The sequence below is a fragment of the Pseudomonas sp. NPDC088414 genome, from assembly GCF_044753325.1.
In the GTDB taxonomy this organism is placed as follows: Bacteria; Pseudomonadota; Gammaproteobacteria; order Pseudomonadales; family Pseudomonadaceae; genus Aquipseudomonas.
On sequence record NZ_JBIVMY010000007.1, the window covers coordinates 29,358 to 46,335 of the forward strand.

The following is a 16,978-nucleotide window of genomic DNA, read 5'->3' on the forward strand; positions in this document are numbered from 1 at the left end:
GTCGCTTCGCAACCCAGCGGGAGCAAGCTCCCTCGCCACAGGGGTTAGTGGGGGTTTTTGGAGAACGCGGAGGCCGTGATCCCCCACTGTCCGAGCCAGTAACTGATGATGATCACGTACGGCGCCGCGTGGAATGGCGATACAAAACGATCAATGCCGATCACACTATCTGAAAACACGAAGGTCAGTGCACCCGCCGCCGCCAGCAACGCCGAGCGCTTTGGCACGTCAGTGCCGAGGCGAGCGAGGGCGCGCCAGAGCATCGCGCTGATCGCCGTGCCATAGACCACCACCGGCACCAGCAACGGCCCCAGACCGCTGGAAATCAGCAACCCCAGCAGCACCGCGCCAACGCCAAGCGCAAGCACCAGCGGCAAAAGCGCCAGCCGTTTGCAATCGCTGAGATAAGCCTTGAGGTACGCCAGATGCGCGACCAGAAACGCACCGAGGCCAAACACAAACAAATCACCCGGCCACGCCAGCAACACATCACCGAGCACAGAGAAAATCAGTCCCAGGCTGATCCAGCGTCGATAGTCGCTGGGTGGCGCGTCGTGCAGCCAGCCGAGCAGCGCCAGCACCGGCAACGGTTTGACCAACAGGCACAGCAGCGCCGCATGGGTGCTCACGCCATAGACAAAGGTCACCGCGCCCATCAGCGCCAGAATCAGCCAGCCCACGATCAGTTCACCGAAATGGCGCAGTCGAAGGTTTCTGCCGGTTCAACTTCCGGTTCCCACGGCTGCTGCGAGGTCAGGCGCAGGCGCCCGGTGCCGGTGGCGAAAGCCTGAAAGCGCCAGGTGGAGAAACCGCCTGCGCCGACCATGCCGGAATCTTTCGGGCTGCTGTAGACCTCGGGGCTGAGGGCGTGCAGCACGCCGCCGGCCGAATCCTGAATGGCCCAGCGGTAGCCGGTGGTGGGGTTGCTCGGCAGCATCACGATCAGGTTTTGTCCGTTGGTCAACTGCACGGGGCATTCGCTCTGGTTTTCCACGGTCACGTTCTGTTTTGGCTGCGTGGCGCAGGCGGCCAGCAAAGAGAGGGCGAGGGGGACAAACAGGCGAGTGGCGGACATAGGCTCAGTGGCTCCGGCGTTGACGACGAACGGCGAGCATAACTGAAGATGAGACAAAGTGTGACAGTCGGGCAGTCCAGTGTTGTCAGCACTGACGCCATCGCTGGCAAGCCAGCTCCCACAGGGATTGTGGTGAACACAGGATTTGTGAACACATCGAACACTGTGGGAGCTGGCTTGCCAGCGATAGCGGTAGATCTGGCGCTAAAGCTCTGTCAGAACAGCACCTTAGCCACATCCGCAAAGCGCTTGGCAAAGTGCACGGTAATCCCTTCCTTCAAGTAATCCGGCAGTTCCTCGAAGTTACCCCGGTTCGGTTCCGGCAGAATCAACTCAAAGATCTTCTGCCGCCGCGCCGCGATTACCTTCTCGCGCACCCCGCCAATCGGCAGTACATGCCCGGTCAGCGTCAGTTCGCCGGTCATTGCCACGCCTTTTTTCGGCGGCTGGTTGCGGGCGAGCGAGAGCAGGGCGCTGGCCATGGTCACGCCGGCGCTCGGGCCGTCTTTCGGTGTCGCGCCTTCCGGCACGTGCAGGTGGACGAAGGCTTCGTCGAAGAATTTCGCATCGCCACCGAACTGTTTGAGGTGCGAGCTGACGTAGCTGTAGGCGATCTCCGCCGATTCTTTCATTACATCGCCCAGTTGCCCGGTGAGTTTGAAACCGCGGTTGAGCGTGTGAATCCGCGTCGCTTCGATTGGCAGGGTCGCACCGCCCATGCTGGTCCAGGCCAGACCGGTGATCACGCCGGTGCCGGACAGCACTTGTTCGTTGCGGAACACCGGATGACCCAGCGAGGCTTCGAGGTCTTTCGGGCCAAGCTTGATCACCGCTTTCGGGTCTTCGATGAGTTTCATCACCGCTTTGCGCACCAGTTTGCCCATCTGTTTTTCCAGCTGGCGCACCCCGGCTTCACGGGCGTAACCGTCGATCAACGCCTTGAGTGCGCTGTCGCTGATGCTCAGGCTGCCTTTGGACACGCCGGCCTTTTCCAGCAGTTTCGGCCACAGGTGACGCTTGGCGATGGCTACCTTTTCTTCGGTGATGTAGCCCGACAGGCGAATCACTTCCATCCGGTCCAGCAACGGCCCGGGAATCGAATCCAGGGTGTTGGCGGTGCACACGAACAGGACTTTCGACAGGTCCATGCGCAGGTCGAGGTAGTGGTCGAGGAATTCGACGTTCTGTTCCGGGTCGAGGGTTTCCAGCAGCGCCGAGGCCGGGTCGCCCTGGTAGCTCTGGCCCATCTTGTCGATCTCGTCGAGCATGATCACCGGGTTCATCACTTCGACGTCTTTCAACGCCTGCACCAGTTTGCCCGGCTGCGCGCCGATGTAGGTGCGGCGGTGGCCCTTGATCTCGGCTTCGTCGCGCATGCCACCGAGGCTGAAGCGGTAGAACGGGCGGCCGAGGGATTCGGCGATGGATTTGCCGACGCTGGTTTTACCCACGCCCGGCGGGCCGACCAGCAGCACGATCGAACCGCTGATTTCGCCTTTGTAGGCACCGACCGCGAGGAATTCGAGGATGCGATCCTTGATGTCGTCGAGGCCGGCGTGATGTTTGTCGAGCACTTTGCGCGCGTGCTTGAGGTCGAGTTTGTCCTCGCCGTACACGCCCCACGGCACCGAGGTCGCCCAGTCGAGGTAGTTGCGGGTGACCGCGTATTCTGGCGAGCCGGTTTCGAGGATCGACAGCTTGTTCATTTCTTCTTCAAGGCGCTTTTGCACCTGCGCCGGCAGGACTTTGCCTTCCAGGCGCTGTTCGAACTGTTCGAGGTCGGCGCTACGGTCGTCCTTGGTCAGGCCGAGTTCCTGCTGGATCACCTTGAGTTGTTCCTTGAGGAAGAACTCGCGCTGATGCTCGCCGATCTTGCGGTTGACCTCGGCGGAGATCTCTTTCTGCAGGCGCGCGACTTCGACTTCCTTGCGCAGCATCGGCAGGACTTTTTCCATGCGTTTGAGCATCGGCACGCAGTCGAGCACTTCCTGCAGCTCATTACCTGTCGCCGAAGTGAGGGCGGCGGCGAAGTCGGTCAGCGGCGACGGATCGTTGGGGCTGAAGCGGTTGAGGTAGTTCTTCAGCTCTTCGCTGTACAGCGGGTTGAGCGGCAGCAGTTCCTTGATCGCGTTGATCAGCGCCATGCCGTAGGCCTTGACCTCGTCGGTCGGCTCGGTCGGCTGGTGCGGGTATTCGACTTCCACCAGGTACGGTGGACGGTGGTGTTTTAGCCAGGTCTTGATGCGCACGCGGCTCAGGCCTTGGGCGACAAATTGCAGTTTGCCGTTTTCGCGGCTGGCGTGGTGTACCTTCACCAGAGTGCCGTATTCCGGCAGGGCTTTGGTGTTGAAGTGGCGCGGGTCTTCCTGGGGCGTGTCCATGAAGAACAGGGCCAGGGAGTGGTGTTCGGATTTGCTGACCAGATCGAGGGTTTCGGCCCAGGGTTCTTCGTTGACGATGACCGGCAGCACTTGGGCCGGGAAGAACGGGCGGTTGTGGATCGGGATGACGTAGACCTTGTCCGGCAGGTTCTGGCCGGGCAGGGCGAGGCCTTTGCCGGTGGAATGGTGTTCGATGTGGTCAGCTTCGGTGTAGTCGTCGGGGTTGTCTGGGAATTCTTGCTGGTCGCTCATTGGGGCACCTGCGCAATGGGGTATGGGTCTTAGATGGGGCAGGCTTTGGGTGGTTTCAATGGGGGGCGGTGTTTCTGCTTGGGTGTTCAGGGTTTTGACAGGCGTCACGCTTTGGGGCTTGGCGGCCTTTGGGCCGACCAGGTTCTTGGTTTTTTGTGTACATATCCGTATTTTGGTAATGGCTGCTTAGGGTTTCGCCCTGACGGCGACTCACTTTTTTGACAAACGCCTCAAAAAAGTAAGCAAAAAAAGGCTTGCTCCTGCGTTCGGCCCGCTCGCTGGGGCTCGGGGTTCCTTCGCTCCGGGACTGATCCGTGGGGCAGCGCCTCCGGTTTGCTTCGCTGCACCTCCTCTCGCCGTGTTTGGCTGCGCCAAACGGTCGCTGCGCTCCCACCCCCGGATCAATCCCTCCACTCAGCCTTCCGACGTCGCCCGTGGATCAAGAGCAAGATCAAGAGCTGCAGCCGAGCTAACGCTCATCCTGGAGTGGGGCGGCATGCGCCGCGTGCGGGTTGTACTTATCTTCCCTGTAGGAGCTGCCGCAGGCTGCGATCTTTTGATCTTGCTTTTGCTTTTTTGCGGGAGCTGGCTTGCCAGCGATGGCGGCCTGACAGCCGACCGATCTCCAACTGCCTGCACCCATTCCCACTGTAGGAACTGCCGAAGGCTGCGATCTTTTGACGTTGAAGATCAAAAGATCGCAGCCTTCGGCAGCTCCTACACAGTTACATCGTGTAATGGCTTGGCTTCGCGAGCAAACCCGGTCCAGCAAGGGTCAGCTGTGCGCTGCAGATTGGGTGATTTCCACATTATCGAGCACCCGATTCACCGCCAGCTCAGCCAGCATGATGATCTGCTGGATCGCCAGTATCGTCTGCCGCTGCGGGCTGTCCACATACGCAGCGATATCGCTGGTCATGATGCTCGCCGAGGCCAGTGATTCGCAGGCGTGAGCCAGCAGGCTTTCGTTGTCCATGTCGGGGGCGACCTGGAACATGCTGCTGGGTTTGTGGAATCTCACGGTGGCGGCGGAGGGTTTCAGGTAGTGATCCAGCGCACGCTCGGCGGCGTCGTGGAGTTTTCTGGAGTCGAGGGATTCGTAGGGGGAGGTTTCGGGGGGATTCGGTGTGGGTTTGATCATGGTGAATGCTCAGTTGGTGAAGTGGAGCTGTCTTCAATTGCCGCGACGCAATTTGAGGTGGCAGCTGTACGCGGGTTCGCGGACCGATAACTGAGGAATCGGCATACCCCCAAAGAAGGTATCCCGCGCACAGCCGCCATGACACAACCAACAGGCATCCGAGGTGCTGTCAGGTTGGCGATTATGCATCAGTTATCAGGCCGCGACGCCCGGCCGCTGAATTTGCAGCGACCACCAGAGCCTATCCACCCGACTTCCGAGGCACAACCGACGCATCCTGTCGGAAATCTCCCGCTCACAACGCGCTTCTGTAGGAGGAACACCTTCCTTTGTAGGAGTGAGCCTGCTCGCGATAGCGGTAAATCAGTCACCAAAAACATTGACTGAAATACCGCTATCGCGAGCAGGCTCACTCCTACAGTGTTTGGGGTGAATTCAACATCGATGTGCAACAAAAAAGGCGATGCCCCTCGCGGAGCATCGCCTTTCCTTTACCGCCGCTAAAGCTTATTCCGGCAGTTTGTACGCAATCACGTAGTCACCCATCTTGGTGCCCAGCGAGCCGTGACCGCCAACAACCAGCAGCACATATTGCTTGCCGTCCTTGCCGGTGTAGGTCATCGGGGTCGCTTGGCCGCCGGCCGGCAGACGCGATTTCCACAGTTCTTTACCGGTGTTCACGTCGTAGGCGCGCAGGTACTGGTCGAGGGTGCCGCTGAGGAAGCCGACGCCGCCCGCAGTGACCATCGAGCCGCCCATGCTTGGCACGCCCAGGGTGAAGCCGATCGGGATTGGCGAGCTGTCGCGGCTGGTGCCGTTTTTGCGTTTCCACACGACTTTGCCGGTGGTCAGGTCGATACCGGCGACGTAGCCCCAGGCCGGGGCCTGGCACGGTACGCCGAGTGGCGACATGAACGGGTGCATGATCACCGCGTAGGGCGCGCCGGTGTTCGGTTGCACGCCAGCGGTTTCGCTCTCGCGTTTGCTGCCGGCGGCGACTTTCTCGCGTGGCACCATTTTCGAGACGAAGGCCATGTAGTTCGGGCTGGTGAACAGCATCTGGCGAACGGGGTCGACCGAGACGCCGCCCCAGTTGAACACGCCGACGTTACCGGGGTAGATCAGGCTGCCCTGTTCCGACGGAGGCGTGTATTGGCCTTCGTAGCGCAGTTCCTTGAACTGGATGCGGCACAGCATCTGGTCGAACGGGCTGGCGCCCCACATGGCTTTTTCGGTCAGTTCCGGAGCCAGCAGGTTGAGGTCCGAACGGGCCTGGGTCGGTGCGGTGTGGTCGCCTTTCACGGCGCCTTGCGGAACCGGGATTTCCTTGATCGGGATGATCGGCGTGCCGTCACGACGGTCGAGGACGTACAGGCTGCCCTGTTTGGTCGGGGCGATCAGCGCCGGTTTCACGCCGTCGGCGGTTTTCATGTCGAGCAGGGTTGGCTGGCTGCCAACGTCCATGTCCCACAGGTCGTGGTGGGTGAACTGGTAGTTCCAGCGCACTTTACCGGTGGCCAGGTCGAGGGCAACGATGCCGGCGCTGAATTTCTCGGCGCCTGGGGTGCGGTCTGCGCCCCACTGGTCTGGAGTCTGGTTGCCCAGTGGCAGGTAAACCATGCCGAGTTTTTCGTCGACGCTGGCCAGCGACCACATGTTGGCCGAGTTGCGGCTGTAGATTTCGCCCGGGGCCAATGGCTTGGTGGCGTCCGGCTTGTCGCTGTCCCAGTTCCATACGAGGTGGCCGTCGCGCACGTCAAACGCGCGGATCACGCCCGATGGCTCGTTGGTCGACTCGTTGTCGGTGACGTGACCGCCCATGATCACCAGATCACGGGTAATCGCCGCTGGCGAGGTGGAGTAGTAGCCACCGGCGGTGAACGGGCCGATGCCCTGGGTCAGGTCGACCACGCCGTTTTTGCCGAAGCCTTCGCAGATCTTGCCGGTGTCGGCGTTCAGGGCGATCAGACGGGCATCAGCGGTTGGCAGGTACAGTCGACGCGGGCAAGCCTGAGCAACGGCTTTGCCAGCTTCGGAGATAACGGCCGAGGCAGCGTTCTCAGACTTGGCGTAAGCGGCTTCGTCGTAGTACGACACGCCACGGCAGGTCATGTGGGCGAAGCCCTTGAAGCCCACCGGGCTCTTGATCTGCGGGTCGAAGCGCCACAGTTCCTTGCCGGTGTCCGGGTCAAGCGCCAGCACTTTGCTGTGCGCGGTGCAGGCATAGAGCATGCCGTTGGCTTTGAGCGGGGTGTTTTCGTTGGTCAGCTCTACCGGGTCATCGGCGGTCGGCAGGTCGCCGGTCTGGATGCGCCAGGCTTCTTGCAGCTTGCCGACGTTGGCCGGGGTGATCTGCTTCAGCGGCGAGTAGCGGTCACCGAATTCGGTGCGGCCATAGGCCTGCCAGTCGCCGTCAGGCATGGCTGGCGCGGTGCTGGTCATGTCCGCGGTGTCGCGGCCCAGTTCGCCAAAGGTTTCGCCCGGGTGGGTGAACAGGCTGGCCAGGGCAGTGACGCCGGCCAGGACCACGGCCACACTCAGACCGCCAGTGCCCATCGGCGCCGGGCCATTGAGCAGCAGCGGACGACGGAACCACGGCAGCAACATCACGATGCCGAGAACGAACCACAGCGCCAGTCGCGGCACCAGTTGCCACCAGTCCAGACCGACTTCCCACAGGGCCCAGACCGTGCTGGCGAACAGCACGATGGCGTACAGGCCCAGCGCCGCACGACGACGCAGCAGCAACAGAATGCCGCTCAGCGCAATGCCGATACCGGCCAGCAGGTAGTACAGCGAGCCGCCGAGCATGCTCAGCTTGACTCCCCCGGCCAGCATGGCCAGGCCCATCAGTAGAAGCAGAATGCCGAGCAGGCTCGGTAGCAGACGGCCCCGACTCGAAGCACTTTCGGTGCTCATAGTGTGATTCTCCGTGACGTTTATTTAGTCCCGCGCTTTAGTCACTCTAGATGACGATTGGGCGCGGGTATGGTTCAGATAAAAACTTGTCTAGCTAACGAATTTCATGAGATCCCCTGTGGGAGCTGGCTTGCCAGCGATGGCGGAGTGTCAGCCGACGATAATGTCGAATGTGAAATCGCATCGCTGGCAAGCCAGCTCCCACAGGTTTCTTCAGTGCTTTTTAGAACGACGACTGGATTTTGATCCCCGCGATCAATGCGTCATCGACCTGGTCCACACCGCCCGGATGGCGGATGTATTGCAGGTTCGGGCGCACGGTCAGCCAGTTGGCGAGGTGCACGCCGTAATACAGTTCGGCGCTGTATTCGGTGTCCTGCGGCGGCAGGAAGGACGGGTCGTCATAGTCGTAGACGGCGTGCGCCTGATTGCTCGCTTCGGCGTTCTTGCGGAAGGCCGGGTTGACGTGCACGCGGGCCAGGGCGAAACCGATGTCGTCCTTGGCGCGGGCATCGAACGGGCCTTTGTAGACGACGCCGGCCTGCACGTAGTTGTCGATCGCGTTGGTTTTCTTGTCGTGCATCGTCGCGTTGGCGAACACGCTCAAGCCGCGCGAATGATCGCTGGCGATGCTGGTGATTTGCTGCTGGGCACCGAACCACACGCCGTGTTTGCTCGACGCGCTGCGGTAGGCTTCGCCGCTCAGTGCGGCAGGCTGGCCGTTCTGGTCTTTATAAACGTCGGAGGCCTTGGCGCTGCTGTAGTAGTAACCGGCACGGTATTCGCCCGGCAGACCGTTGAGCTTCGGCGTCCACACCAGCTCCACCGGCAGCACCGCGCCCTGGGTGCCGCTGCCGCTGAGTTTGAAGCCGTTGCCGCGATCGAGGTTCGACGGGTTCTGCTCGTAGGCGCCGACCTGCGCGTACAGCTCTGGGGTCAGGTGATATTTGACCCGCAGCGCCCACTGGCTGACCGGCCAGTTGTACCAGATGCCGCCGACCCAGTTGCCGACTTGCGAGCCGCAGAACGCCAGGTTCTGGAAGTCGCAGGGGAAGCTGTTGAAGTCTTCGCCTTCACCGAAGCGGCCGACCTTGATGTCGAGCTTCTGGTCGAAGAATTTCTGCTGGTACCACATCTGCGTCAGGCGTGTGGTCTGGCCACGGCCCCAGACTTCCTGGGCCGAGGTGAAGCCGCCGACGCGGGGATCGTTGATCCGGTCGTTGCTGATGTTGTTGCCGCTGCGCTTGGTGATGGTCAGCTGAAATTCGGCATCGTCCCAGCCAAGGATTTTTTGCAGGTCCAGGTGCGTGCCCAGGCCGAACTGGTCGCTGTAGCGCGCGGTGCGATCGTGGTCATAGCCGCCGTGCAGGTTGCTGCCCATTTCGCCGGTGTAATCGAGTTTGAAGTCGTAGCCTTTTTCCGCCAGCTCGGTACGCGTGCCGTTCCAGTCACCGAGCATCCACGGTGAGTCGCTGTCGAAGGCGGGAGCCGCCTGGGCGTAGGTGGCGAAGCCGAGCGCGGTGCAGCCGCCGATCAGGCGCAGGGCTGAGATAGCGCTGTCTCGGGAGAAGGAAAAATCGGGCATGGGTCAGTCTTTTTTTGGTGTTTTACGGGGGTAAACCGAGCGCTTCAATTTGACGCAGGCAGTGAAGCGATTCAGCTGAAGGGCGGCAGGATAATGATCTGTAACAAAAAGACAAAGGGGTTTTGTGGACATGCAGCATTTCTGATTCGGTAACAGTGCGGCAAACGGGCGCATTGTGGCGATGGCCGCAGGCTGCGATCTTCTGCGGTTGGCCTACATTTGATGCAAGGCCTTCCACCTGACCGGCCCCTCGGCTAAGGTGCGCGGCTTGTGCATTTTCCCTCCGTCCAAAGGCCTGGCATGAACGACCACACTCCCGATCCGCTGCATGGCGTAACCCTCGAACAGATCCTCAATGCGCTGGTGGCGCATTACGAGTGGTCGGGGTTGGCCGAGCGCATCGATATCCGCTGCTTCAAGAGCGACCCGAGCATCAAGTCGAGCCTGACCTTCCTGCGCAAAACCCCGTGGGCGCGGGAGAAGGTCGAGCGCTTGTACGTGAAACTGATGCGCACCAAGCGTCCGCTCTGAGATGAACGCCTTTGCCCGGCGACGCCTGCTCACACTCATCGCCACCCTCGGCTGGGCCGGGCTGAGCATTCAGCTGTACCTGATTTTCCTTGCGCGGCTGAGTGTCGACGCCAGCCTGCTGGGCGGGCTGGTGAGCTTCTTCAGTTACTTCACGGTGTTGACCAACACGCTGGTGGCGACGGTGCTGACCTGCGCGGTCACCCGGCGTGAATCCGCTGCGCAGCGCTGGTTTGTGCAGCCGTGGGTCAGCAGCGGGGTGGCGGTGAGTATTGCCTTGGTGGGGTTGGCTTACAGCATTCTGCTGCGGCATTTGTGGCACCCCGAAGGCTGGCAGTTTATTGCCGATGAGTTACTGCACGATGTGATGCCGCTGCTGTTTCTCGGCTATTGGTGGTGCTGCGTGCCTAAAGGTACGTTACGCCTGTGGCATTTGCCGCTGTGGCTGATTTACCCGTTGGTGTATTTCATTTACGCGTTGCTGCGCGGGCACCTGCTGGGGGCGTATGCGTATCCGTTCATTGATGTGGCGCTGCTCGGTTATGCACAGGTGTTCATCAATGCCGGGGGGATATTGGTGGGGTTTGTGGTGATTGGGTTGCTGGTGATCGGGATCGACCGCTGGCGTGGGGCGGAAAAATAGGGCGTAACCCTGTGGCGAGGGAGCTTGCTCCCGCTGGGGTGCGAAGCAACCCTGAACCCGGACTACAAGTTGCGTCAGGCAAATCGCGTTCACAGGTTTTGCGACTGCTTCGTAGCCGAGCGGGAGCAAGCTCCCTCGCCACGAAGGTGTTCATCTTCACAGTGAAGTGAACGTCACTCTTCTTCGGGTGTGCCCTCAGCCCGCCAGTAACCGACGGCCTTGATGAGCTGTTCATCCAGCCCATGCTCATCAATCAGCACCCGGCGGATCTGCCGCGAGACTTTGGTCTCGGTCGCCACCCATGCATACAGATTGCCCTTGGGCACCTGCAACTGTTTGACGGTGGTCAGCAGGTTGTCCTTGCCGCCCTCGCGCAGTACCCAGATCACGTTGACCTGCGCCGCGCTGTCCAGCACTTGCTGTTCGGCACCGTTTTCCACTTCGATCACCACCAGTGCCTTGCGATTGCTCGCCAGACCTTCGAGGCGGCGGGCGATGGCGGGCAGGGCGGTTTCGTCGCCGATCAGCAGGTAGCTGTCGAAGATATCCGGCACGATCATCGAACCGCGTGGCCCACCGATGTGCAGAAATTGCCCGGGCTTTGCCTGTTCGGCCCAGGTCGAGGCAGGGCCGTCGCCGTGCAGGACGAAGTCGATGTCCAACTCGAGTGTGTCCAGGTCATAACGGCGCGGGGTGTAGTCGCGCATCTCGGGCAGCGGGCCGTTGTCCTTGCCGGCGCCGAGCACCAGAGTTTCCAGCGCTGCAGCCTGTTCGGCGTTCTGCGGGAACAGCAGTTTCACGTGATCGTCGGTGCCCTGGCTGATGAACCCGGCCAGCTGCGGCCCGCCGAGGGTGATGCGGCGCATGCGCGGGGTCAGGTCGACCACGCGCAGCACTTCGAGCTTGCGGCGTTTGATTTCGTGCATCACGCGGTGAATGGTTTGGGTATCGACTGCAGTCATTCGGCTTTCTCCTGGGCGGTTTGAACGGCAGGGCCGTCGACGATGGCTTTGGCGGTGTCGTTGAGCAGGTCACGCACACGCAGGATTTCTTCCGGGCTCCAGCGCCCGTGGTGCATTTGCAAAGCGTGGCGCAGGTTGTGCACCGCCTCGTGGATTTCCGGCGGCCGGTCATGGCCGCGCAACGAACGTTTGCTGACGTCAATGCGCATGCGCACGCCGTCCAGTGCGACCGCTTGCTCACTCAAAGACAAACGACCGGCATCCGTCACGCTGTAGCGTTTTTTGCCGGCCTCGGCGTCGCCGCTGATCAGGTCGCTTTCTTCAAGGAAGGTCAGGGTCGGGTAGATCACGCCGGGGCTTGGGCTGTAGGCGCCGTCGAACATGCCTTCGATCTGGCGGATCAGGTCATAGCCGTGGCACGGCTGCTCGGCGATCAGCGCCAGCAGCAACAATTTCAGATCACCGGGGGCGAAGACTCGTGGGCCGCGTCCGCCGCGTTCACGGCCGGGGCGTTTTTCGAAACCGTCACGGCCGTCGCCGTGTTCGCGGTGATGATGGGGGGAATGATGGTCTCTCATTGGCCTGCTCTCTCGTCGTGTTTAGATACAACTTAAGATATATCTTTACGTGCTGGCAAGGTGTCCTGACCAACGGTGCACACCTGACCGATCGAATCGGCGCTCGCAAAAAACCGGAAAACGATCAAGAAATCGCAGTATTAAATCTCCCGGCAAAGGCGCAGATTAGTGCTTGTTCTCTAATATTCCGTTTCGCCCTTTATTTCCGGGAAAGTGTGGTACATGTCTTACGGAAGTTGCGGCGAAGTTGTGGCGCGTACAGTCACTCGGCTGGCGCCCTGTAGCCTGTATCTGACAGTTGCACAGGAACTTTCCTGAATTTAACGGTTTTTTCTTTCTCATCTAATGGCGTCCAGGCTACAAGCTCGCAGGACGTTGCCTGCTTACTTTGAAGATAAATTGGTTGAACATTCCCCGGCGTTGAAAGTTAACGGTGAGCACTGACTGCTCGTGACTGTTCAGCTCGCCTTGACTGCTCGACGACTCAACTAATTTATATAAGACAGGTATTCAATGATGCTCAAGAAACTCGCCCTTGCCGCCCCTCTGACTGTTCTGGCCATGAGCGCCTCGATGGCGTTTGCCGCCACTGAAGCCAAGCACTCCATCAGTATCGTGGCGCACGTACCGGCTGACGACTTCTATGCGGTGCCGGTGGATGCCGATCTGGTCAACAAGGATCAGGACATGAGCTTTAACCCGGGCACCAATTCGATGCGCGAAGTCAACGGGCACTTCGATGTGCTGCACACCGCCGGCAAGGTTCATGCACGTCTGGAAGGCGTGCCGAAGCTGATTGGCGGCAGCAACACCATCGACCTGAAAGTCGAACTCAACGGCAGGACGCTGACCACCACCTCGCAGGAAGTGGTCGGCGATACCGAGTCCAATACGCGTTATCGCGCACCCTTCAAGATCAGCGCCACCGGTGCCAAACCGGCCGCTGGCGACTACACCGGTGTGGTCATGCTGGTCGTCGAACCTTCGGTCTGAGTCATAACGGCAATACCTGACGTTACTTGTCCAGTAACGTAACCGGTCGGCAACTTTTAAGTTGCCCGGCCGGGATTTTACTTCCGGTAATCAGAGTATTAATTCATGTATCCGATGACGCCCATCGCGGCTGCGCTTGCGTTGCTGTTAAGCAGCAGCGTATTGGCGGCGCCGCCGCCAGTCGATAATACCCCGCGAAGTTTGCTGGCTCAGGCGAAAGGTCTTCCGGCAGACTTTGAAGAGCATTTCTTTGATGTGCCTCTGGCGGTTCGTGTCGATCTTGATCAACAACCGCTGGGCGAGGCAATGATTGTATTGTCGCGCGATGATCGCATTACCTTGCTCGACTTCACCGACACCAGCGACAGCCGCATCAGTGCCGCCGAGCGTGAAACCTGGGCCAGCCTCCTCAAATCCGGTGTAGCGCTTGGCAACTGCAGCGGGCAATGCCCCGAGCAACTGCTGGCGGTGCACTACAACCTGGAAAACTCACTGCTTTCGATCGCCACCGAAAACGCCGAGCGCGATCTGCAGACGCAACGCTTCCATGAGCAGCCCGAGGGAGGCAGCAGCGGTCTGATGCTGCGTAATCAGCTGAACCTCAATGGCGGCCAGAACCAGGATCTGGGCGGACGTTTTGGTCTGGAAGCCAGTGCCAGTCTCGGCAACTGGAGCCAGTCCTTCAACATGCAACTGGCGCGCCTCGGCGGGCCGGACACCAAGACCTATCACGCGGTACACGAGCTTTTCACCCAGCGCGAACTGCAGGGCAGTTTCTTCCGCCTGGGCTATTTCACCCCCAATTCCGAAGGCCTGACCCGCCAGCCCCGTTCGTTCGGCACCAGCCCCGACACGGCGGTCGGCGTGATGTATGGCAGCTCCGACAGCCTGGCGGTCGACAGCCCGCGGCCCAGCGTCTACCCGATTTTCGTCACGGCCAATCGCCAGGCGTCGGTGGAGATCTATCGCGATGGCCTGCTGATCAACACGCAAGCGGTGCCGGCCGGTTTACAGACGCTGGACACCCGGCCCTTGCCCGGTGGCATCTACGAAGTCGAAGTCCGTCTGATCGAGGATGGTCAGACCACCTCGACCACCCAGGAGCTGGTCTACAAACCGGTGAACTGGCAAAACCTCGATGAGCGCTGGCGCTACAACGTGTTCGCCGGGCAGGAAAGCAAACTGCTGAGCAATTGGGAGGAACAGCAAAGCGGTGATCTCACCGCCGGCGCCGCGCTCAATTACTTGCTGCATCCACGGGTGATCCTCGGCCTGTCGGCGCGTCAGGTACGTGACACCTTGCAGTACGGCACCTCGATCGACTGGAGCCTGGCCGACAGCATCAGCCTCTTCGCCAACCTCTATCAGACCGAAGACCACGGCACCGGCGTCGACGTGCAGGGCCTGTACAACTACGGCGCCGGCAGCCTGGTGGTCAGCCACAACCGCAGTTGGCTCGACACCCGCAACAGTTACGACACGCTGCCCGACGGGACTCGCGTACGCCAGCGTAATGTGTTCACCGGCGAAACCAGCAACTCGTCGCTGGCGCTCAACCATCGCCTCAGCCGCAAGAATTCGTTGAGCGCACGGGTCTCGCACAGCGAAGGCAATGTCGACGGCGTTGGCATGGACCTGGGCTGGACGCAGCGCACCGAGCTGTTTGGCAGCGATGCCAACTGGCGCTTGTCGCTGTTCGACCGGCCGGGCAGCTACAGCAGTGGCGAGGCGCGTAATCGCGGGATCGACCTGAGCATCAACATGGCGCTGGGCGGGCCGGGCCAGCAGATTTCCGGGAGCATCGGCAGCCGCACCGCCCGCGATGGCGGGCGCGACAACAATGGCTCGATCGGCTATCGCAAGGATCTGCAGGAGCACATTCTGCAAAGCGTTTCGGTCACGGCGCTGACCGACACCTACGGCGTCGGTCTTTCGAGCCTGGCCAACTTCCGTACCGACTGGGTCAATGGCGACGGCTTCGTGCAGCGCTCGTCCTATAACGGCAATTTCACCGGTGGCGTGAACCTCGACAGCAGCGTGATCATCGGCGGTCAGCAATTGCTCATGACCAGTCAGCATCAGGGCCGCGGTGCCGGGATGATCGTCGATGTCGAATCGGATATCGCCGACATTGCCCTGCGCGCCGACGACCTCAGCGGCGGCAGCTCAGCGCTGCGGCCGGGGCGCAATTTCATCCCGCTCACGGCGTACCGCAACAGTTCGGTGGGCTTCGATTTCCAAGGCAACCACGTTCCGGCTGCCAGCATCGAACCGTCCCGCGCCCGCTATCACCTGAACAAGGGCGGTGTGGAGTACCGCAAGGTGCGGGTGATGAAAACCCTGACCGTGCTGGGACGCTTGCTCGACCCGCAAGGTCGGCCGCTCAAGGGCCATCACGTGATCAATCACGCCAGCCGCGGGGTCAGCGAAGTCGACGGGTTTTTCTCGATGGAAATGCACGCCGGTTCACCGACCCTCGAAGTGCGCTACGCCGATCAACTGCTGTGCCAGTTCCGGCTCGACACCGACAAGCATCGCAGTGAAAACAACGTGTTGATGATCGGTGATTTGCGCTGCTCGCCGGACACGTTGGCCAATGTTTCATTGACCCGACAGGAGGCCGGTTGAATGGTCAGTATCAAAAATACCGTGCTGCATCGGTTAGCCTTCGGGCCGAGTCTATGTCTGCTGGCGCTATTGGCAACATCCAACGCCGAAGGCGCAACCCAGGAAATCCGGGCGTTGTTCGTGCCTGATTCGGCCAATCCACTACGCAACGAATTTATCAATCAAACACCATCCACTGGGTACTGCGAGCACTACCCCGCTATCTGCCGTAACAGTGACACTTTCAGCATACGTCTGTTGACTCGAGTTGAGTCGAACAAGCCTATTCAAGCCAATGCTGACGCACGCGACAGTGCAATGTTCAAGGTACCGGGGGAGTGGCGACCTTTTACCGTCACCAACGCCGATACCGGGGAGTACAAAACCGTGGAAGTGCGCATTGCCGGTGTCGGTTCCAACTATGTATTGAGCGATACCGTGACCAATCTGACCGGCGCGGCCAGCAATGTTGAGGGACACGATAAGTTATGGAATAGTTTTGGCTGGGTCTATGCGGCTCCTCCCTGTACCACCACCGGGGTGGGATTTTATGGGTCCAAAACTTACGCTTTTTTCTGGAAGACTCCAAACCAACAGTCCTGCGTAAAAGTCGCCAAATTTCCAATTCCCGCCATGACGTATGGCTACCTTGATTTTGCCTACGAACTGCGCACGCCCAATCCGCTGGAAATGTCTTCGGGTAATTACATCGGGAGCTTGAGTTATCGACTTGGCCCTGGGGGGGACTTTGACTTTGGTGATGTCATGATTCCAGACGATCCTGAGCTGACCTTGAATTTCAATCTGGAAGTACAGCACACCCTGAAAGTCGACATCCCGCCCGGCGGCGAGAAAATCCGTCTGGTGCCCGCCGGAGGCTGGCAGAGCTGGCTGCAGGCCGGACGGCGGCCGGTGAATCTGTTCCGCGATCAGACCTTCAACATCTCGGCATCGTCACGTTTCAAGATGCAGATAATCGCCTGCGGCCCCGGAATCAATGGCGAGTGTGGGTTGCGGGACAGTAAAGATAACCGTCGCGTCGAGCTGCACATCAGCGTCAGCATGCCCAACGGCATAACCGATCTTGCCGGTCAGCCCGTGAAACGCGCGCGATTGAAATCGGGCAATGCAAATGCCCTGTATTTCAAGCCGGGCTTCTATGTAGATCGAGCTCCGGGAACCCTGCATTTCGAGGTGCCGCCACATTCGATGGCAAACATGCTGCAGCCCGGCGTGAGCGACAGCTATTCCGGCGCTGTCGTGGTGGTCTGGGATTCGGATATCTGATGGACCTTATAGCGACGACTCGAGTCG

General features: G+C 60.4%; 13 protein-coding genes. 5 read left to right on the top strand and 8 right to left on the bottom strand.

Annotated elements, in window-relative coordinates; translation table 11 throughout:
• Positions 1–44: 44 nt before the first annotated feature.
• From ACIP8I_RS09565 to ACIP8I_RS09590, 6 genes are all read right to left on the bottom strand, one after another.
• Positions 45–680 (bottom strand): lysoplasmalogenase, encoded by a 636-nt coding sequence (locus ACIP8I_RS09565; protein WP_400760529.1) that lies wholly within the window; start codon positions 678–680, stop codon positions 45–47.
• 2 nt (positions 681–682) lie between these two features.
• Positions 683–1,075, bottom strand: a complete 393-nt coding sequence (locus ACIP8I_RS09570; protein ID WP_007964468.1) for a protease inhibitor I42 family protein — start codon at positions 1,073–1,075, stop codon at positions 683–685.
• Between the two features lie 215 nt (positions 1,076–1,290).
• Entirely contained in the window at positions 1,291–3,708 is a 2,418-nt protein-coding gene (lon, locus tag ACIP8I_RS09575; protein WP_400760531.1) for an endopeptidase La, read from the bottom strand.
• 775 nt (positions 3,709–4,483) lie between these two features.
• A complete protein-coding gene (locus tag ACIP8I_RS09580) occupies positions 4,484–4,849 on the bottom strand; it encodes a DUF6124 family protein (RefSeq protein ID WP_400760533.1) in 366 nt (121 codons plus the stop codon).
• Between the two features lie 507 nt (positions 4,850–5,356).
• A complete protein-coding gene (locus ACIP8I_RS09585; RefSeq protein WP_400760535.1) occupies positions 5,357–7,768 on the bottom strand; it encodes a glucose/quinate/shikimate family membrane-bound PQQ-dependent dehydrogenase in 2,412 nt (803 codons plus the stop codon).
• 223 nt (positions 7,769–7,991) lie between these two features.
• On the bottom strand, positions 7,992–9,353 hold the full coding sequence (locus ACIP8I_RS09590) for a carbohydrate porin (protein WP_400760537.1): 1,362 nt from the start codon (positions 9,351–9,353) through the stop codon (positions 7,992–7,994).
• Positions 9,354–9,653: 300 nt separating this feature from the next.
• On the opposite strand from ACIP8I_RS09590, the gene ACIP8I_RS09595 reads away from it, so the two are divergent.
• Both ACIP8I_RS09595 and ACIP8I_RS09600 read left to right on the top strand, forming a co-directional pair.
• Complete coding sequence (locus ACIP8I_RS09595) at positions 9,654–9,884, top strand: VF530 family DNA-binding protein (protein WP_003227831.1); 231 nt, start codon at positions 9,654–9,656, stop codon at positions 9,882–9,884.
• Between the two features lies 1 nt (position 9,885).
• Positions 9,886–10,524, top strand: a complete 639-nt coding sequence (locus tag ACIP8I_RS09600; RefSeq protein ID WP_400760539.1) for a Pr6Pr family membrane protein — start codon at positions 9,886–9,888, stop codon at positions 10,522–10,524.
• A gap of 173 nt (positions 10,525–10,697) precedes the next feature.
• Here ACIP8I_RS09600 and ACIP8I_RS09605 read toward each other — a convergent pair whose 3' ends face one another.
• Together ACIP8I_RS09605 and ACIP8I_RS09610 are read right to left on the bottom strand one after the other, a co-directional pair.
• Positions 10,698–11,486 carry a siderophore-interacting protein gene (locus ACIP8I_RS09605; RefSeq protein WP_400760541.1) on the bottom strand — a complete coding sequence of 263 codons (789 nt, stop codon included), beginning with the start codon at positions 11,484–11,486 and terminating at the stop codon, positions 10,698–10,700.
• Positions 11,483–12,064 (bottom strand): PadR family transcriptional regulator, encoded by a 582-nt coding sequence (locus tag ACIP8I_RS09610; protein WP_007964478.1) that lies wholly within the window; start codon positions 12,062–12,064, stop codon positions 11,483–11,485. Before ACIP8I_RS09610 ends, ACIP8I_RS09605 begins: the two co-directional genes overlap by 4 nt.
• Positions 12,065–12,580: 516 nt before the next feature.
• Here ACIP8I_RS09610 and ACIP8I_RS09615 point away from each other — a divergent pair.
• The 3 genes from ACIP8I_RS09615 (at position 12,581) to ACIP8I_RS09625 (ending at position 16,951) form a co-directional block, all read left to right on the top strand.
• Positions 12,581–13,057: a CS1 type fimbrial major subunit gene (locus ACIP8I_RS09615; protein ID WP_400760543.1), complete on the top strand. Its 477-nt coding sequence runs from the start codon at positions 12,581–12,583 to the stop codon at positions 13,055–13,057.
• A gap of 105 nt (positions 13,058–13,162) precedes the next feature.
• The gene (locus tag ACIP8I_RS09620) at positions 13,163–15,685 is read left to right on the top strand and encodes a CS1-pili formation C-terminal domain-containing protein (RefSeq protein ID WP_400760546.1); all 2,523 of its coding nucleotides are present in this window, start codon (positions 13,163–13,165) and stop codon (positions 15,683–15,685) included.
• Positions 15,686–16,951: a hypothetical protein gene (locus tag ACIP8I_RS09625; RefSeq protein ID WP_400760548.1), complete on the top strand. Its 1,266-nt coding sequence runs from the start codon at positions 15,686–15,688 to the stop codon at positions 16,949–16,951.
• The last annotated feature ends 27 nt before the right edge of the window (positions 16,952–16,978 follow it).